This window comes from Delftia sp. BGA-UO-ETr-SB1 (assembly GCF_059567865.1).
Map to the genome: position 1 here is coordinate 1,766,112 of NZ_JCAQOW010000005.1, position 15,908 is coordinate 1,782,019.

The following is a 15,908-nucleotide window of genomic DNA, read 5'->3' on the forward strand; positions in this document are numbered from 1 at the left end:
CGCTGACATCGAACACATGCCAGGAGACCTTCCCATGCAAGCCTCACACCCCCTGCCCCGCGCGCTGGCGCGCCCTTCCCGCCTGCTGGCCAGCCTGGCCACAGCCGCTTTGCTGGGTGCCTGCGCCCACGGCAGCCTGCCCGTCTCCGACATGGCCAGGCCCCAGCCGGCCAGCGCCGCCACGCGCGCGGCCCAGCAGGCGGCCTTGGCGCAGCAGCCGCTGGACGATGCGCAGGCCATGGAGGACGCCCGGCGCGGCCTGATCGCACCGGCCGACACCCTGGTCGTGCGCAATGCCCAGGGCCGTCCCATCTGGAGCATGCAGTCCTATGCCTTCCTGGAGCAGGACCAGGCGCCCGACACCGTGCACCCCGCGCTGTGGCGCCAGGCCCAGCGCAACCGCGTCAGCGGCCTGTTCCAGGTGACCGACAGGCTCTACCAGGTGCGCGGCCTGGACCTGTCGAACATGAGCATCATCGAGGGCGAGACCGGCCTGATCGTGGTCGATCCGCTGATGTACACCGAGACCGCCCAGGCCGCCATGGACCTGTACTTCCAGCACCGCCCGCGCAAGCCCGTGGTGGCCGTCGTCTACTCGCACAGCCATGTGGACCATTTCGGCGGCGTGCGCGGCGTGGTGCGCCAGGAAGAGGTGGATACGGGCCGCGTGCAGGTCATCGCGCCCGCTGGTTTCATGGCCGAGGCCGTGGGCGAGAACGTGATCGCCGGCCACGCCATGGGCCGGCGCGCGCTCTACCAGTTCGGCATGCTGCTGCCGCGCGATGCCAGGGGACAGGTGGACGCAGGGCTGGGCAAGGCGGGTGCGCCCGGCACCATGGGGTTGATCGCGCCCACGCGCGTGATCGACAAGCCGCGCGAGACCCTGCGCATCGACGGCGTGGACATCGAGTTCGCGCTCACGCCCGGGGCCGAGGCGCCGGCCGAGATGATCATGTACTACCCCCAGCTCAAGGTGCTGAACATGGCCGAGATCGCCGTGCACACCCAGCACAACCTGCTGCCGCTGCGCGGCGCCCAGGTGCGTGACGCGCTGGGCTGGTCCCGCCACCTGAACGACGCCCTGCACGCCTATGGTGGCAAGGCCGAGATCCTGATCGCCCAGCACCACTGGCCGGTCTGGGGCCAGCCCCGGCTGCAGCACCTGCTGGCCGGCCAGCGCGACACCTACAAATACCTGCACGACCAGACCGTGCGCCTCATGAACCACGGCTACGTGGGCTCGGAGATCGCCGAGATGCTCAAGATGCCCGAATCCCTGGCCCGCGACGGCGCAACGCATGCCTTCTACGGCCACCTGCGCCACAACATCCGCGCCATCTACCAGCACTACCTGGGCTACTACGAAGGCAACCCGGCCCAGCTGGAGGCGCTGCCGCCCGTGCCCGCCGCGCGCAAGACCGTGGAATACATGGGTGGCGCCGACGCCGTGCTGCGCCGTGCGCAGGCCGACTACGAGCGCGGCGAATACCGCTGGGTTGCGCAGATCGCCTCGCAGCTGGTCTTCGCCGACCCGGCCAACCAGGCCGCGCGCCGCCTGGCGGCCAATGCCTATGAACAGCTGGGCTACCAGATGGAATCGGCCACGGCCCGCAACGCCTTCCTGCAGGGCGCGGCGGAACTGCGCCAGGGCGTGCCCCAGCTGCCCAGGCCCGGCAGCACCGCGCGCGACCTGGTGCGCAGCCTGCCGCTGGAGATGTTCTTCGACTACCTGGGCGTGCGGCTGGACGCGGGCAAGGCCGCAGGCCAGCGCATCGTGCTCAACTGGACCTTCACCGACACCGGCGAGCAGCGCAGCCTGAACCTGGAGAACAGCGCCCTCACCCAGAGCCCGGGCCTTGCGCCCGCCGCCCATGCCAGCCTGCGCCTGACGCGCGCCACGCTGGACGCCATTGCAGGCCAGGAGACCACGATGGCCGAGGCCATCAAGAGCGGCCAGCTGCGCATCGAGGGCGACGCCTCCAAGGTGATGGCGCTCATGTCCATGCTGGACCGCTTCGACAGCGTGTTCCCCATGGTGGAGCCACGCCCCGAGCGGGCCGCTCAGTAACCGTGCTGTGCGCGGAAGTCGCGCGCCTTGCCGAAGTGCCCGTTGCCGATGAAGGGCACGGGCGGGCGCAGCGCCGACAGCGGCGAGGGATGGTTGCTGGTCAGCACCAGATGGCCCCGGTCGGCCGGAATGAAGGCGCGCTTGGACTGCGCATGGCTGCCCCAGAGCATGAAGACCACGGGGCGCGCGCCCTGGGCGATGTGCCGGATCACCGCATCGGTCAGCAGCTCCCAGCCCTTGCCCGAGTGGCTGGCCGCCTGGCCTTCCTCCACCGTGAGACAGGTGTTGAGCAGCAGCACGCCGTTCCTGGCCCACTTGACCAGGCTGCCGCCCGGGTTGGGGAACGGCGGGAAGGGCACGCCCAGGTCACGCTGCATCTCCTTGAAGATGTTCTGCAGCGAGGGCGGCATGCGCACGCCCGGCGCCACCGAGAACGACAGGCCTTCGGCCTGCCCCCGGCCGTGGTAGGGGTCCTGCCCCAGGATGACCACGCGCACCTCCTCGGGCGGGGTCAGCTCCAGCGCGCGCAGCGGCTGGGGCGGAAAGATCACCGCGCCGGCTTCCAGGCGCTGGTGCAGAAAGGTCAGCAGCTGCTGGCCCGTGGCACCCGCGAAGAAGTCCTCGACCAGGGGCTGCCAGTCGGGCGCAACGGGCCAGTCGGCGGGATCGGCGGATTGGAGTTGGTCGGCTTGCGCCGGGGCGATTGCGTCGTCTTGAAGGGCCATGGCGGATGGGGCACCAGCGCACGCATGGCGCGCGATGGTGGTTCCTCGAAGGTACGAAAGAAACGGGAATGCACCGGCGCGCGGCCGGTGCATTGATGTCCTGAGGATACCCGCAGTCGCACAGCCGCCCGGCGTGTGCGACATGCACCTCAGCGCATCAGCGCGTCCGGCGGCGCCGGCGCATTGCCGCCATGGCCAGCAGCACCGAGGCCGATGTGGCCGCCAGACCCGCGAGGTTCCACACGGGAATGGCTGCAGGAGAGGTCGCCGCCATCACCATCAGACCGCCCGGATCGACCACCACGCCATTGGCCTGCAGGTCATCGTCGCCCAGGCCACCGTCCTGGACTTCCAGGGTGTAGGTATTGGCCGAGGTCACCTTGAAGCCATCGTTGAAGGCATACCAGTGCGGTGCCGGGTTGGCCGCCGTGGGACCGTACTTCCAGTACTGGGCCCCCGAAGGCAGGGCCTGCGGCATGGTGACGCTGAGCTTCAGCGTCGCGCCTGAGTTGCAGCCCGACGAGCGCAGGTCCAGCACACCCAGCGGATAGGCCGCCGCACCCTGGGGCGGCGCCGTGGGCAGGCTTTGCGCACGCACCAGCGATGCCGATTGCAGGCTGCAGCCGCTGGCCGGATTGCTGACGGTCAGCGTCGCGCTGCCGCCTTGCAGGGTCGAGATGGTGGTGGCGCCAGCGACAGGGGCGTTGACCGTCAGGGGCTGCGAGGCGGGCCCCGCACCGCTGCTGGACTGTGCCGCCACGCTGCAGTTGTAGGCCACGCCGGGCGTCAGGCCGTTGACCGCCACCGTCGGAGTGCTGGACGTACCCGTCAGCACCGCACCGCCGCCTTGCGGGACACATTGCGCCACATAGCCCGTGACCGTCTGGCCGGGGATGGAGGCCACCGGATCGAAGGTCAGCTGCACGGCCGTGCCCTGCGCGAAAAAGCCCGTATCGGCAGGTGGCTGAAGTGCGCCCGGAACGCTGCCGGACCAGACGCTCATCGCATCCACGCCGAAGAACAGGCTTTGCCGGTTGTCCACCTCGGCAATGCGCAGCCGCACGGTCTGGCCCGCGTAGGCCGACAGGTCGAACTGCAGCGACTGGTAACCGCTGCCGCTGTCCGAAGGACCGGGCGCCGTGGCCGGCGGCCACTGGAAGACATTGGCCAGCACACCGGCGCCCAGGCTGTCGGGCGCGGCGGCAGGGTTCATGACGTCGATGCGCACCTGCTGGTTGGGCGCAGCCACCGTGTAGTCAAGCGTGGCCGGCGCCGCAGCGACCTTGGCCGCATTCTGGACATGGACGCGGGCGCTCAGCGTGGCCGGGCTGCCCGCCGGAATGGCGACGTCCTGGTAGAGCACATGGCTGCCGGGGCCGGGCTGGTCGCTCATGAGGGCAAACGCCCCGTCGGGAGGTGCAGGCACGGCCACGGGCGTGATGGCGCCTTTGGTGCCTTGCTGGGCGGCGAAGCCGCCCTTGGAGCCGGCCTGGGACACGGATTGCCAGCCCGTGAAAACCAGGGAACCCGGACCGGAGTTCTGCTCGAAACTGCCGTTGGCCAGCAGTTCGGCGGCCTGCGCCGGGCCCAGGGCCGCAAACACCGCAAGCCCCAGACAGGACTTGCGGGCAACGCCTTTTACGCTGTGCATGATGCTGCCTTGCGCCGATCAGCGTTCGTAGACGGTGTCGGTGGGCGCGCTGTCCTGGGTGTTGCCCATGACCCGGTTGTTGTTGAACGAGGTGATCTTCCCGCCAGCCACAGCGTTGAACGCCTTGTCATTGCCGAACACCGTGGTGTTGGACAGGTAGACCTGGGCGGTCGTGCTCTGGACACTGATGGCGGCGCGTTCCGGCTCGCCCTGTGCTGGCACTGCATTGCCCAGCAATTGCGAGCGTTGCACCAGAACAGACACAGAAGTAGCGCTCGTCTCGACCTTGACCGCCGCCTGCGTGAAGCCCTGGATCCTGACGTTGTCCAGCACCACTTTGCCTGCCTGGAAGATTCTGACGCCGAACGTTCCTGTGCCGTTGCCGACGATGTCCAGATCCCGCAGCACCACGGTGTCAGAAACACCCGCGTTGATGGTGATGCCCGCGCTACCGGAGACCAGCACGCCGGCAAGCACGCCTGTGCCGTCCACCTGCATGGACTTGGTGATGGTGACTCCACCGACGCCCGCAGGATCCAGCACGTTGATCTCGCCGTTGGCGGCCGTCCTGGCGATGGCCCCCGCAAACGTCTTGCAGGGAGCCGTGCGGCTGCAGGGGTTGACGTCATCGCCCACGCCCGAGACCCAGGTGCGCGTGGCCTGTGCCCAGGCGCCGGACGATGCCAGCGTGGCCGATGCGCAAACGATGAGGGCAGCCCAGCCGCGGCTGGACAGGAAAGGGGCACGGGGCATGAACGACATCGGAGTCTCCGTAGGCGATGGGCTGCGGCCATGTTGCCGGATCGGCATTTCATGCGCATTGTCAATAATTATCATGCAAACGAAAAACTTTTAGAAACACTATTTGCACAAAAAAAGCCCGCACGCATGGCTGCGGCGGGCTGCTTCGGTGGCGCACCACCGAGGGACCGATCCGGTCTTGGCTTCAGGCAAACAGCTTGGCCAGCGCCTCTCCCGGCTCCTTGGCGCGCATGAAGGCCTCGCCCACCAGGAAGCTGTGGATACCGGCATCGCGCATGGCCTTGACGTCCTCGCGGCTGCCGATGCCCGACTCGGTGACCAGCAGGCGGTCGGCCGGCACGTTCTTTTGCAGGTCCAGCGTGGTCTGGATGCTGACCTCGAAGCTGCGCAGGTTGCGGTTGTTGATGCCCACCAGCGGCGTCTTGAGCCGCAGGGCGCGGTCCAGCTCGGCGCCGTCGTGGACCTCGACCAGCACGGCCATGTCCAGGCTGTGGGCGATCTGTTCCATCTCGGCCATCTGCGCGTCGTCCAGGCAGGCGGCGATCAGCAGCACGCAGTCGGCGCCCATGGCCCGCGATTCGTAGATCTGGTAGGGATCGACCATGAAGTCCTTGCGCAGCACGGGCAGGTGGCAGCTGGCGCGCGCCTGCTTGAGATAGTCCACGCTGCCCTGGAAGAACTGCTTGTCGGTCAGCACCGAGAGGCAGGCGGCGCTGACGCCCTTGCCGTCGCCATCGGCATAGCTTTGCGCGATGTCGGCGGGGATGAAGTCCTCGCGGATCACGCCCTTGCTGGGGCTGGCCTTCTTGATCTCGGCGATCACGCCGGCCTGGCCGGCGGCGATCTTGGCGCGCAGCGCGCCCACGAAGTCGCGCGTGAGCACGCGGCTTTCGGCGTCGCGGCGCATGTCCGCGAAGGGCATGCGCTTCTGGGCGGCGGCCACTTCCTGCACTTTCACGTCGCAGATTTGCTTGAGGATGTCGGACACGTTGCTTTCCTTGGTTTCTTGTATTCGGTGGTCGATGGGGGCTGCGCGGCTCAGGCCGTCAGCCGGGCCGTGTAGGCCACGAGTTCGTTGAGCTTGGCCAGGGCCGCGCCGCTGTCCAGCGCCGCCTGGGCGCGGGCCATGCCGTCCTCGATGCTGGAGGCCACGTTGGCCGCATACAGGGCGGCACCCGCGTTCAGGCAGACGATGTCGCGCGCGGCACTCTTTTCGCCATGGAGCACGCCCAGCAGCATGGCCTTGGATTCCTCGGGATTGTCCACCTTGAAGGCGCGCGTGCCCACCATGCGCAGGCCGAAGTCCTCGGGATGGATCTCGTACTCGCGCACCACGCCGTCCTTGAGCTCGCCCACCAGGGTGCCCGCGCCCAGGCTGATCTCGTCCAGGCCGTCGCGGCCATAGACCACGATGGCGTGCTCGGCGCCCAGGCGCTGCAGCGCGCGCACCTGGATGCCGACCAGGTCCTCGTGGAACACGCCCATGAGGATGTTGGGCGCGCTGGCCGGATTGGTCAGCGGGCCCAGGATGTTGAAGATGGTGCGCACGCCCAGCTCCTTGCGCACGGGCGCCACGTTCTTCATGGCCGGGTGGTGGTTGGGCGCGAACATGAAGCCGATACCCACGTCGGCGATGCTGCGCGCGATCTGCTCGGGGCTGAGCTGGATGTTGACGCCCAGCGCCTCCATGGCGTCGGCGCTGCCGCTCTTGCTGCTGACGCTGCGCCCGCCGTGCTTGCTGACCTTGCCGCCCGCCGCCGCGATCACGAAGATGGAGCAGGTGGAGATGTTGAAGGTGTTGGCGCCGTCGCCGCCCGTGCCCACGATGTCCACCAGGTGGCGCTTGTCCTCCACATGGACCTTGTTGGAGAACTCGCGCATGACCTCGGCCGCGGCCGTGATCTCGCCGATGGTCTCCTTCTTCACGCGCAGGCCGGTGACGATGGCGGCCGTCATCACGGGCGACAGCTCGCCGCGCATGATCAGGCGCATCAGGTGCAGCATCTCGTCGTGGAAGATTTCGCGGTGCTCGATGGTGCGCTGCAGCGCTTCCTGGGGGGTGATCTGGGTCATTGCGGTGTCTCGGTTGGGTGCCGGCCTGCTCAGGCCTTCTGTTCCAGGAAATTCTTGAGCATGGCGTGGCCATGCTCGGTGAGGATGCTCTCGGGGTGGAATTGCACGCCCTCGATGGCCAGGCTGGTGTGGCGCACGCCCTGGATCTCGCCGTCCTCGCTGGTGGCCGTGATCTCCAGGCATTCGGGCAGGCTGGAGCGCGCAATGGCCAGCGAGTGGTAGCGGTTGACCGTGAACTGTTCGGGCAGGTCGGCGAACACGCCCTTGCGGTCGGTGGTGATGACGCTGGTCTTGCCATGCATCTGCTGGCCCGCGCGCACGATGTCGCCGCCGAAGGCCGCGCCAATGCTCTGGTGGCCCAGGCACACGCCCAGGATGGGCAGGCGGCCTGCAAAGTGCTGGATGGCCGCCACGGAAATGCCGGCCTCGGCCGGCGAGCAGGGGCCGGGCGAGATCACCAGGCGGTCGATCTTCTCGCGCTCGACCAGGGCGATCACCTCGTCCAGCGTGGCCTCGTCATTGCGCACCACGGTGACATCGGCACCCAGCTCGCCGAAGTACTGGACGATGTTGTAGGTGAAGCTGTCGTAGTTGTCGATCATCAGCAGTCTGGTCATACCGGCTCCTGGGTCTCAAAGGGAAAAACGGGTGGCGCGGGCATGCCGCAGCGAAGGCTGGCGCGGGAATGCGCGCAATGCTGCCTGGGTCTGGAAGGGGGAATCTGAGGGCATCTGGGCAATCTCCTGGGTTCTGGGAGCCGCCGTGCCGGGGAGCCATCTGCTGGGTGAGCCTTGCTGCCGTCACGGCGGCAAGGCGCGGTACGCAACCGCAACGACGTGCCGCTTCCTTATTGGAAGCGCCACCACTGTGCAACGATGATCGAAACGGGCGTACCGTTCATGGCTGTCTTGGATCGAGAGTTCAGGTGTCTGGAAGACGGGAATGCAGCAGGCTGCATGGCGAAGCATGCTAACACAGGGTCCGCGCAGCGTGGCGGGACGACCCTGCGGGCGCCTCACTTCAGGAAATCCGGCTGGTCGAACTTCTGCTTCAAAAAACGGCCATTGGCCAGCAGCGCCTGCGCATCGCTGGCCGCCACATGGGCCACCACCTGCTGCATCTGCCCGGCCAGCAGCGCCAGCTGCTCGGTCAGCAGTTGCCTGGCCGTCTTGCCGTCCTGCACGGGCTGGGTGACACGGAATAGCGGCGGCAGCGCCGCATAGTGCGACAGCGTGGCGGGCAGGTACTGCAGCACCGTCTCGCGCACTGTGAACAGGCCGTCGTTGAAGACCGGGCCGGCCTCGGCCAGCGAGGGCAGCACCTCGTGCACCGAGCCGCGCACGCTGTCCAGGTGCTTTTGCATCTCGGGCGTGAGCATCGGGCGGGCCTTTTGCACCAGCTCGTCGATGCGTTCGCGGATGTCCTCGGCGCTCCAGTGCTGCTGCAGCGCCCGCTCGAAGCTGGCGCCCGCGGGCTGCAGGGCCCAGCCCAGCAGCAGGCCCGCGACGTACAGCCCCAGCGTGATCCAGCCCCAGCCGCCGCCGATCACGCCCGCAAACAGCAGCACCGGCCCCAGCAGGGCCAGCGCCAGGCCGGCGAGGTTGCCGTTGCCGTAGAAGAAAAGCTGCAGGCGGCGCATCAGGCGGGTCCGATCGCTGGCGGCGCTGTCACTGGTAGCCCCGGATTTCCTTGAACACCAGCGGCAGCCCGCTCTTGCCGGTGTTGCGCGCATCGAAGGCGCGCCCGCCCGTCAGCGCGGCCAGGGCCTGCATTTCGCCGGACTGCGCCTCGCCAAAGATGATGGGAAAGACGCGCACCAGCGGCGCGCCGCCGTCGCGCGCCATGCGCTGCTCGCGCTCGAATGCGGCCCAGTCGCGGCCGGCCGTGTTGGCGCCATCGGTCAGCAGCACGATGCTGACGAAGCGCTCGGGATCGGCCCGCAGTTCCTGGCGTGCCTGCTGCTGGGCCAGCGTGAGCGCGTCGTAGATGGCCGTGCCGCCGTCGGCCACCAGGCTGTCGGCATAGGCCAGCACCTGGGCGCTTGCGGCCTGCAGGTCGCCCGCCGCGAACTGCACGCGCGCGGGCTGGCCGACCAGGCCCGAGAACGGAATCAGCAGCACGCGCTCGCGCGCCTGGAAGGCGGCATAGCGCTGGCTGGCGGCCGAGGCCTCGGCGCCGGACAGCAGCTTGAGCGCCTCCTTCATCTGCGCCAGCCGCGCACCCTTCATGGAGCCGCTCACGTCCAGCACGAAGATGCTGGTGGCCGGGCGGCGCAGATCGCTCTGGTAGGCCGAGAGCACGGCATCGATCACCTCCAGCCGGTTCGGAAAGCTCAACTCCACCACGGGCGCCGTGGGCAGCGCCGGGCTGGCCTGTGCCTCGGGGCTGGCGGGGCGCAGCTGGGCCTGGCGCAGCGGCTGGCCCTGGAAGGCGGGGGCCTTGAACTGGGCGACCAGCTTGTCATAGTCTGCGCGCCGTGCTGCGTTGAGCAGCATCAGCGGATAGTCGGCCGAGATCACGCCGTCGCGCGGGTAGACCAGGGTGAGCCGGTCGGCGGCGGGCAGCTTCTCGTTCAGGCGCAGGATCACGGCCTCGTAGTTGACCAGCGCATCGACGGCGCCGGGCTCGCGCTCGAAGGCCTCGGCCAGCCAGCCGGAGCTGCCGGCGGTGAGCTTCTGGCCCGACAGAAAATCCTTGAGCACCTTGGCGTTGACCTCCCTGGCGTCCAGGTCCTCGGTCTTGCCGGCCACGGCCGAGGCCACGGCGAACAGCGCGCTCATGCCGGTGTTGGAGCTGGCCGGATTGGTCATGCCGTAGCGCAGCCGGCCCTGGACGGCAGCGCGTGCGATGTCGGCCCAGGTGGGCGGTGCCTTGTCCCAGCCCAGCTTTTGCAGCACGGGGGCCTTCACGCCCAGGGCCACGCGCGAGTAGAAAAGCTTTTCGCGCGCCAGCGGCTTGTTCGCCAGCGCCAGCGCGGGATAGGCGCCATTGGGCGGCAGGATGGCGTCGTACTGCTCGCCCGCATTGATGCGCTCGACCATCTCCAGCGTGCCCGCATAGCTGAGCTTGAGCGGCACGCCCGCCGCCGTGGCGGCCTGCTCCAGCGCGGGCGCCACGTCCTTGAGTTCGGAGCCGGCCAGCACGGTGAATGCACCCTGGGGAGCGGCGGACGGATCGGACTTGGCGGCGGCCTGCGGCGCGGGTTCGGGCGACTTGCCGCAGCCGGCCAGGGCCAGCGCAAGGCCCAGCAGCCACCAGGCCGCCAGGCGCCGGAACATGCTCACAGCACCACCTCGCCGGCGGGCGCCTGCAGCGCCTCGCGCACGTCCTCGCGGCGGCTCTTTTCCAGATAGGCGCGGGACTTGTCCACCTCCTGCGACAGCGTGTCCACCGTGGTCTGCATGGAGGCCAGGGCCTTGACCTTGAAGTCGGCCATGGCGTCCATGGTCTGGTAGATGTTGCCGAAGGCCTGCTGCAGCCTGGCGATGTCGATGGTGCTGCTGGCCGCCTGCTCGTGGATCTTCCCGCTTTGCTCGCGCAGCAGCTCGCTGGTGCCGGCGATCAGGTTGCCCGTGGTGGTGTTCAGCGCCGTGATCTGGTCCAGCACCAGCTTCTGGTTGGCCAGCGCCTGCGCCACGATGACGGCCGTGCGCAGGGCAGAGACCGTGGTGGTGGTCGCGCGGTCCACGCCCTTGGCCAGTTCGAGGTTGTTCTTGCGCACTAGGTCCAGCGCCAGGTAGCCCTGCACGTTCACCGCCATCTGGGTGAGCAGGTCGGTGACCTTCTGGCGTGCGTAGAACAGCATGTCCTCGCGCACCACGCGGGCCTTTTCCGGGTCGCTGGCGTCCAGCTGTGCGGCCTTGGCCTCCAGCGCCGCGTCCAGCTTCTTGCCGATGTGGATGTATTTCTCCAGCCGCTCCATCAGGCCCCACAGGTTGGCCTTTTCCTGCTCGATGGCGGCGTTGTCGCGCAGCAGCTCGTCCTTGCCGCGCTTGAGGCTGTCGATGATGGCGTTCAGGTGGCTCTGGCTGGACTGGAACTTGTCGAAGTAGTCCACCAGCCTGTTGCCCATGGGGATCAGGCCCAGCAGCTTGCGCGGCTTGAACAGGTCGTCCTGGCGCGAGGGGTCCAGCGCCTCCACCTGGCGGCGCAGGTCGATCAGGCCCTGGCCGATCTGGCTGCCCTGGTCGAACAGGCCGTTGTTCAGCGTCTTGACGGGGCGCTCCAGCATGCGGTTGGAGACGGCGGCAGCGGCCTGCACCTCCTTGTTGCCCATGCCGTGGATGCGCTCGACCGCGCTCTTGAAGGCGGGCGACTGGCTGTCGTTGGCGGTGATGTCGTCGATGAACTGCGCCACCTGCGCGTCCAGCTGCTGCACTTCCTCGGCCTTGAGGCGGACCTTGCCGCTGGCCGACTCGATGGGCACGGGCAGGGCGGGCGCAGGCGGCTCCAGCACGAAATCCTGCGCCTGTGCAGGCACGGCGGCAGTGGTGGCCTGGGGGGTGTTGCTCATCGGTTGCTCCTGGGTCCTTGAGTCATTTGAAGCGCTGTTCCATGTCCACGATCATTCGCTCCAGCCACTCCTGGCTGGGCGGATCGATCACCTCCACCAGCTGCGCGGGCGCCTGCACGCCCTGCCCGGCCCAACGCTCGGGCCCGTGCGTGTCGCCGCCGGTGCGAAAGCCGTATTCCTGCGCCAATGCGCGCAGCTGCGGATCGGATTCAAGCAGCTGGCCCACGCGATCGCCCGCAGGCGTGTAGGGCACGAGCACATGCTTGGAATACAGCGTGGGCTGCGGGTAGAGCATCACCATCTCGCCGCTCCTGCGCTGCGGGTGGCGCAGCAGGAACTCCACCAGCTGCGATTCATAGGCCACCAGCAGCGGCGCCTTGCCCATGCCCAGGGCCAGGTAGTCCTCGAAGGGGCCGGCCGACGAGCTTTCCTGGAAGCCCTGGCGCAAAAACAGCGGCGCCACCTGGGGCATCACGCGCTCCAGGTCGGCCGGGCTCTGCACCACCTGCTGGCCGTTGAGCACATAGCTGGCCAGCGCCAGGTACATGGCGGCGCTGTTGGAGCTGCGCACATCGGTGCTGGCGGGCAGCACGGCCTTGCCGGTGGCAAAGGCGCCGGAGGCCTTTAGGTCACGCCAGCGCGTGCCCTTGCCGGCCATGGCCAGCAGGGCGGGAAGATCGGTCACGTAAAAGAAGTCGCCCTGCTTTTGCACAACGCCGTTGGCGATCAGGATCTCGGCAATGGGCCGCCAGCTGGCGAACACGATGGGCGTGTAGAACGGCGTATAGACCGTGCCGGCCCTGGCCGCCGCCTTGAGCTGGGCCGCAGCCGGCGCCCCCGAGGGAAAGCCGAAGTCGTACTGCTTGGGGTCGTAGCTGTTGGCAATGCTGCGCGAGCCGGCCTTTTGCACCGTCACCGTCACGCCGTGGCGCGCCAGCACGTCGCGCACGCGCTCGTCCTGGAAGAAGGCTTCCTTCTCGGAGCCGATCAGGCCGCGTGCCGTCACGGACTGCTGCTGCGTCAGCTGCGCCTGGCGGTCCTGCACCAGGGCCGTGCGCGAGTACCAGATGCCGCCGCCCACGGCCGCCAGCAGCAGCGCCGCCAGCGACGCCGCCAAAGCGCGGCGGGCGTTCATTGAGTGGCTCCGCCCTGGATGACGGCAAGATGAAATTCGGTCATGAACGCGCGGGCCGTTGTCATGTCTTGTTCAAAAAAACTTCTTATACGGAAGTTTTGTGACACAACGACGACACGCGGCCCGGCCCGCGCCGCGACTACCTCAGCGCGAGTTGCTCAGTGAAGCTGCGCCCACCGGGCGTTTCGCGGTGCTGCTGGGTGCGGTGCTCCACCAGCTGGTCCCACGTCTGCATCTGGCGCTCTTGCGTCTTGCGCAGCGCGCCGGTGACCTGCTTGCCGGCTGTCTCGATCAGCGTGGTGATGGTGCGGCTGTCCTGCACCTTGGTCAGGTCATAGTTGCCCGACTGCAAATCCAGCATGCTGCGGTTGCGCGCCTTTTTGGATTCGGCGTTCAGGGACTCGGTCACCACCTGGGCGATCGACTCGCCCTCCCTGCCGCGGGACTGCCGGGTGGTCTTCTGGCCCACCTGGTACTCGGCGCGGCCGATTTCGGTCACGGCGCCGAATTCATTGGTGTTCTCGAAGTCACCGCTGAAGCTGGCCTGGAAATCGGCCAGGCCGCTTTGCAGGGACTGCACGGAACGCTCCAGCCCGGAGAGCGCGACGATGGCGCCCGGCGCGGCCGGCGCCTGCGCGTTGTGCAGCTGACTGAAGGCACTCTTGAACATGTCCACCAGCGCCGCATCCGCACGGCCGCGCTGCGCGGCGGCATCAAAGCGCTTCAGATGCTGGTCCAGCGCGGACTGGCGCTGTGAAGCGCTGGCGCCCACGGGGGCATCGGACTCCAGGTTGACGGCCAGCTCGCCCGCCGCGCCCTTCATCGCCACCGATCGGCCATCGGCGCCCACATGCAGGCTGAACGAGGACAGGGGCTGCGAAGGCTTGGGGTTCTTGATGTCCAGGTCCAGGCCGGACAGCACGCTGCGGTCGAAGTCCATCAGCTTGCCCAGTTCCAGCTGGGGCTTGCCCGGCTTTCCCAGGCCTTCCAGCGCTTCGTCCAGCCCGTCGGCCAGCTGGGCAATGGCCGCGCTCTCGGCCTGGCTCAAGGTGCCGGAACTCTTGACCTTGACCCGCAGCCCGCTGCTGCTGCCCGCTTCGCTGCCGTCGTTCGTGGCAATCCGCAGCTCCACGGTCTGGCCCGATTGCGTGCGGATCTTCAGGCTCACGGTGGCAGCGCCCACGGACACATCGCTCAGTGCGGACTTGTCCAGGGCCTGCGCATCCGCGCTGCCTGCGACGGAGTCGGCCGCCGTGGGCGCCTGGTACTCCGCAACCGTCTGTTGGTAGTCCGACGGCGTGGCCGCAAAGCGCGACAGCAGGGCGCCGCCCAGGCCGCGCCAGCGGTCGGCCAGGCTGGCCGACGGGCCCAGGCTCAGGTTGCGCGCCATCAGGGTGCTGATGTCGTCCCTGTCTTGCGAGGCCCAGGCCCGGGTCAGCCTGAACTGGCCCAGTTCCACGGGCTGCGGTTTGGCATAGATGACGCTGGACCCTGTGGACTGGCCCAGCGTGACCTGCGTGCCCGGGTCGGCGGGTGCAGCAGCTGCCGTGGTCGCTGACGACCTCACGGACACCGTGGGCCGCATGCCCGCTGCGCTGGCGGCAAAGCTGGCGCCGGTGGATGAAATGCTGGTCATGGATTGATCGTCTTCCTTCGGTCTTGTCCTGACTGAATGTGGCGGCCCAGGCCTTTGCAGGCAGGGGATTTTCTCTGTTCATGGACCATCGGCAGATTTCCGATTTTCTTTACCCCCGTGCACCAATATGGTGTGAAAACCTTGTATTCATTGAAATCCGGCCAATACAGGGAATGTTTGGCTTTTGGCGCAGAAAAGACGCCATTGCTCTACTGGACGCAGCGACTGGCGGCAAGCGGCATCCTCTCAGTGACGCCGCCCTCTTTGACCTGAGTCAAGACTATGGAGTGAACTGCATCGATATAACGAAACGGCATCGCCAAAATCGGTCGCTGCAGTGCAACATAGATAGAATGAAAAAGACCAGGAGACGATATTGGCATGCAAACCTTTGATTTGCATGCATCAAAACAAGCTATCAAAAGCTTCGTAGTCACAGGAAATACAAACATTCGCCGTGGCGCATATGTCGGCAATGCCGCGCCATGCCCCGTGATTCCTGACGAAGCCGCCCCAAGGCGGCCTGTTTCCCGGCAGACCTTCTGATCTGGAGCATTCGAGATGACGCTATTGGCTGGCAAAAAGGGCCTGATCGTCGGCATCGCCAACCGCGACAGCATTGCCTGGGCCTGTGCCCGGGCCATGCATGCGGCGGGCGCCGAGATCGGCGCGACCTGGCAGAACGACAAGGCCCGTGTGCATGTGGAGCCCCTGCTCGACGAGATCGGTGCCGAGCTGCGCATGCCGCTGGACGTGGGCGACGACGAGCAGATGCGCGCACTGTTCGATGCCGCCGCCGTGCGCTGGGGCCGGCTGGACTTCGTGCTGCACGCCGTGGCCTACGCCCCGCGCAAGGACCTGCAGGGCCGCGTGGTGGACAGCTCCCGCGAGGGCTTTGCGCTGGCCATGGACATCTCCTGCCACTCCTTCATCCGCATGGCGCACCTGGCCGAGCCGCTGATGGCCGCCAGCGGCGGCAGCCTCATGACGCTGAGCTACCTGGGCGCCAGCGAGGTCATGCCGCACTACGGAATCATGGGCCCGGTCAAGGCCGCGCTGGAGTCCACCACGCGCTACCTGGCGGCCGAGCTCGGCCCCTCGCGCATCCGCGTCAATGCCGTCTCGCCCGGGCCCATCGCCACGCGCGCGGCCTCGGGCATTGCCGCGTTCGATGAACTCGTGGCCGACAGCGTGCGCCGCTCGCCCATTGCCGGCGAGCTGCAGCCCGACGACGTGGGGCCGCTGTGCGCCTTCCTGGCCTCGGACGGGGCGCGCGCCATCACGGGCTGCACGCTGTATGTCGATGGCGGCCACCACATCCTCAACTAGCGGCTGCCGCACCGGC

General features: G+C 67.9%; 14 protein-coding genes. 3 read left to right on the forward strand and 11 right to left on the reverse strand.

Features of this window, described 5'->3' with window-relative positions; translation table 11 throughout:
- Nucleotides 1-34 precede the first annotated feature (34 nt).
- A complete protein-coding gene (locus AC57B5_RS18180; RefSeq protein ID WP_496400062.1) occupies nt 35-2,068 on the forward strand; it encodes an alkyl/aryl-sulfatase in 2,034 nt (677 codons plus the stop codon).
- Here AC57B5_RS18180 and AC57B5_RS18185 read toward each other — a convergent pair.
- The 11 genes from AC57B5_RS18185 to AC57B5_RS18235 form a co-directional block, all read right to left on the reverse strand.
- A complete protein-coding gene (locus AC57B5_RS18185; RefSeq protein ID WP_043780562.1) occupies nt 2,062-2,793 on the reverse strand; it encodes a uracil-DNA glycosylase in 732 nt (243 codons plus the stop codon). The two genes, AC57B5_RS18180 and AC57B5_RS18185, sit on opposite strands and share 7 nt — an antisense overlap.
- 157 nt (nt 2,794-2,950) lie before the next feature.
- A complete protein-coding gene (locus AC57B5_RS18190; protein ID WP_496400063.1) occupies nt 2,951-4,444 on the reverse strand; it encodes a fibronectin type III domain-containing protein in 1,494 nt (497 codons plus the stop codon).
- 18 nt (nt 4,445-4,462) lie between these two features.
- On the reverse strand, nt 4,463-5,197 hold the full coding sequence (locus AC57B5_RS18195; protein ID WP_197485502.1) for a right-handed parallel beta-helix repeat-containing protein: 735 nt from the start codon (nt 5,195-5,197) through the stop codon (nt 4,463-4,465).
- Nucleotides 5,198-5,390: 193 nt separating this feature from the next.
- Nucleotides 5,391-6,194, reverse strand: coding sequence for an indole-3-glycerol phosphate synthase TrpC (gene trpC, locus AC57B5_RS18200; RefSeq protein WP_012202702.1), 804 nt, complete (start codon nt 6,192-6,194; stop codon nt 5,391-5,393).
- A 50-nt stretch (nt 6,195-6,244) separates the two neighbouring features.
- Nucleotides 6,245-7,279: an anthranilate phosphoribosyltransferase gene (gene trpD / locus AC57B5_RS18205; protein WP_013804671.1), complete on the reverse strand. Its 1,035-nt coding sequence runs from the start codon at nt 7,277-7,279 to the stop codon at nt 6,245-6,247.
- 29 nt (nt 7,280-7,308) lie between these two features.
- Nucleotides 7,309-7,896: an anthranilate synthase component II gene (locus AC57B5_RS18210; protein WP_012202700.1), complete on the reverse strand. Its 588-nt coding sequence runs from the start codon at nt 7,894-7,896 to the stop codon at nt 7,309-7,311.
- 398 nt (nt 7,897-8,294) lie between these two features.
- On the reverse strand, nt 8,295-8,918 hold the full coding sequence (locus AC57B5_RS18215) for a hypothetical protein (protein ID WP_013804673.1): 624 nt from the start codon (nt 8,916-8,918) through the stop codon (nt 8,295-8,297).
- A gap of 28 nt (nt 8,919-8,946) precedes the next feature.
- Entirely contained in the window at nt 8,947-10,557 is a 1,611-nt protein-coding gene (locus tag AC57B5_RS18220) for a vWA domain-containing protein (protein ID WP_238001410.1), read from the reverse strand.
- A gap of 2 nt (nt 10,558-10,559) precedes the next feature.
- Entirely contained in the window at nt 10,560-11,792 is a 1,233-nt protein-coding gene (locus tag AC57B5_RS18225; protein ID WP_496400064.1) for a toxic anion resistance protein, read from the reverse strand.
- A gap of 22 nt (nt 11,793-11,814) precedes the next feature.
- Nucleotides 11,815-12,927 (reverse strand): hypothetical protein, encoded by a 1,113-nt coding sequence (locus AC57B5_RS18230; protein WP_492905925.1) that lies wholly within the window; start codon nt 12,925-12,927, stop codon nt 11,815-11,817.
- A gap of 139 nt (nt 12,928-13,066) precedes the next feature.
- Complete coding sequence (locus AC57B5_RS18235) at nt 13,067-14,563, reverse strand: hypothetical protein (RefSeq protein WP_496400065.1); 1,497 nt, start codon at nt 14,561-14,563, stop codon at nt 13,067-13,069.
- Between the two features lie 381 nt (nt 14,564-14,944).
- On the opposite strand from AC57B5_RS18235, the gene AC57B5_RS18240 reads away from it, so the two are divergent.
- Nucleotides 14,945-15,109, forward strand: coding sequence for a hypothetical protein (locus AC57B5_RS18240; RefSeq protein WP_155294163.1), 165 nt, complete (start codon nt 14,945-14,947; stop codon nt 15,107-15,109).
- Nucleotides 15,110-15,124: 15 nt separating this feature from the next.
- Complete coding sequence (gene fabI / locus AC57B5_RS18245; RefSeq protein WP_013804678.1) at nt 15,125-15,892, forward strand: enoyl-ACP reductase FabI; 768 nt, start codon at nt 15,125-15,127, stop codon at nt 15,890-15,892.
- Nucleotides 15,893-15,908: the final 16 nt, after the last annotated feature.

Coding starts and splice junctions, on each gene's coding strand:
- fabI (WP_013804678.1), top strand. CDS start 15,125: ATGACGCTATTGGCTGGCAAAAAGGGCCTGATCGTCGGCATCGCCAAC.
- AC57B5_RS18225 (WP_496400064.1), bottom strand. CDS start 11,792: ATGAGCAACACCCCCCAGGCCACCACTGCCGCCGTGCCTGCACAGGCG.
- AC57B5_RS18230 (WP_492905925.1), bottom strand. CDS start 12,927: ATGAACGCCCGCCGCGCTTTGGCGGCGTCGCTGGCGGCGCTGCTGCTG.
- AC57B5_RS18235 (WP_496400065.1), bottom strand. CDS start 14,563: ATGACCAGCATTTCATCCACCGGCGCCAGCTTTGCCGCCAGCGCAGCG.
- AC57B5_RS18190 (WP_496400063.1), bottom strand. CDS start 4,444: ATGCACAGCGTAAAAGGCGTTGCCCGCAAGTCCTGTCTGGGGCTTGCG.
- AC57B5_RS18180 (WP_496400062.1), top strand. CDS start 35: ATGCAAGCCTCACACCCCCTGCCCCGCGCGCTGGCGCGCCCTTCCCGC.
- AC57B5_RS18195 (WP_197485502.1), bottom strand. CDS start 5,197: ATGCCCCGTGCCCCTTTCCTGTCCAGCCGCGGCTGGGCTGCCCTCATC.
- trpD (WP_013804671.1), bottom strand. CDS start 7,279: ATGACCCAGATCACCCCCCAGGAAGCGCTGCAGCGCACCATCGAGCAC.
- AC57B5_RS18215 (WP_013804673.1), bottom strand. CDS start 8,918: ATGCGCCGCCTGCAGCTTTTCTTCTACGGCAACGGCAACCTCGCCGGC.
- AC57B5_RS18210 (WP_012202700.1), bottom strand. CDS start 7,896: ATGACCAGACTGCTGATGATCGACAACTACGACAGCTTCACCTACAAC.
- AC57B5_RS18185 (WP_043780562.1), bottom strand. CDS start 2,793: ATGGCCCTTCAAGACGACGCAATCGCCCCGGCGCAAGCCGACCAACTC.
- AC57B5_RS18220 (WP_238001410.1), bottom strand. CDS start 10,557: ATGTTCCGGCGCCTGGCGGCCTGGTGGCTGCTGGGCCTTGCGCTGGCC.
- AC57B5_RS18240 (WP_155294163.1), top strand. CDS start 14,945: ATGCAAACCTTTGATTTGCATGCATCAAAACAAGCTATCAAAAGCTTC.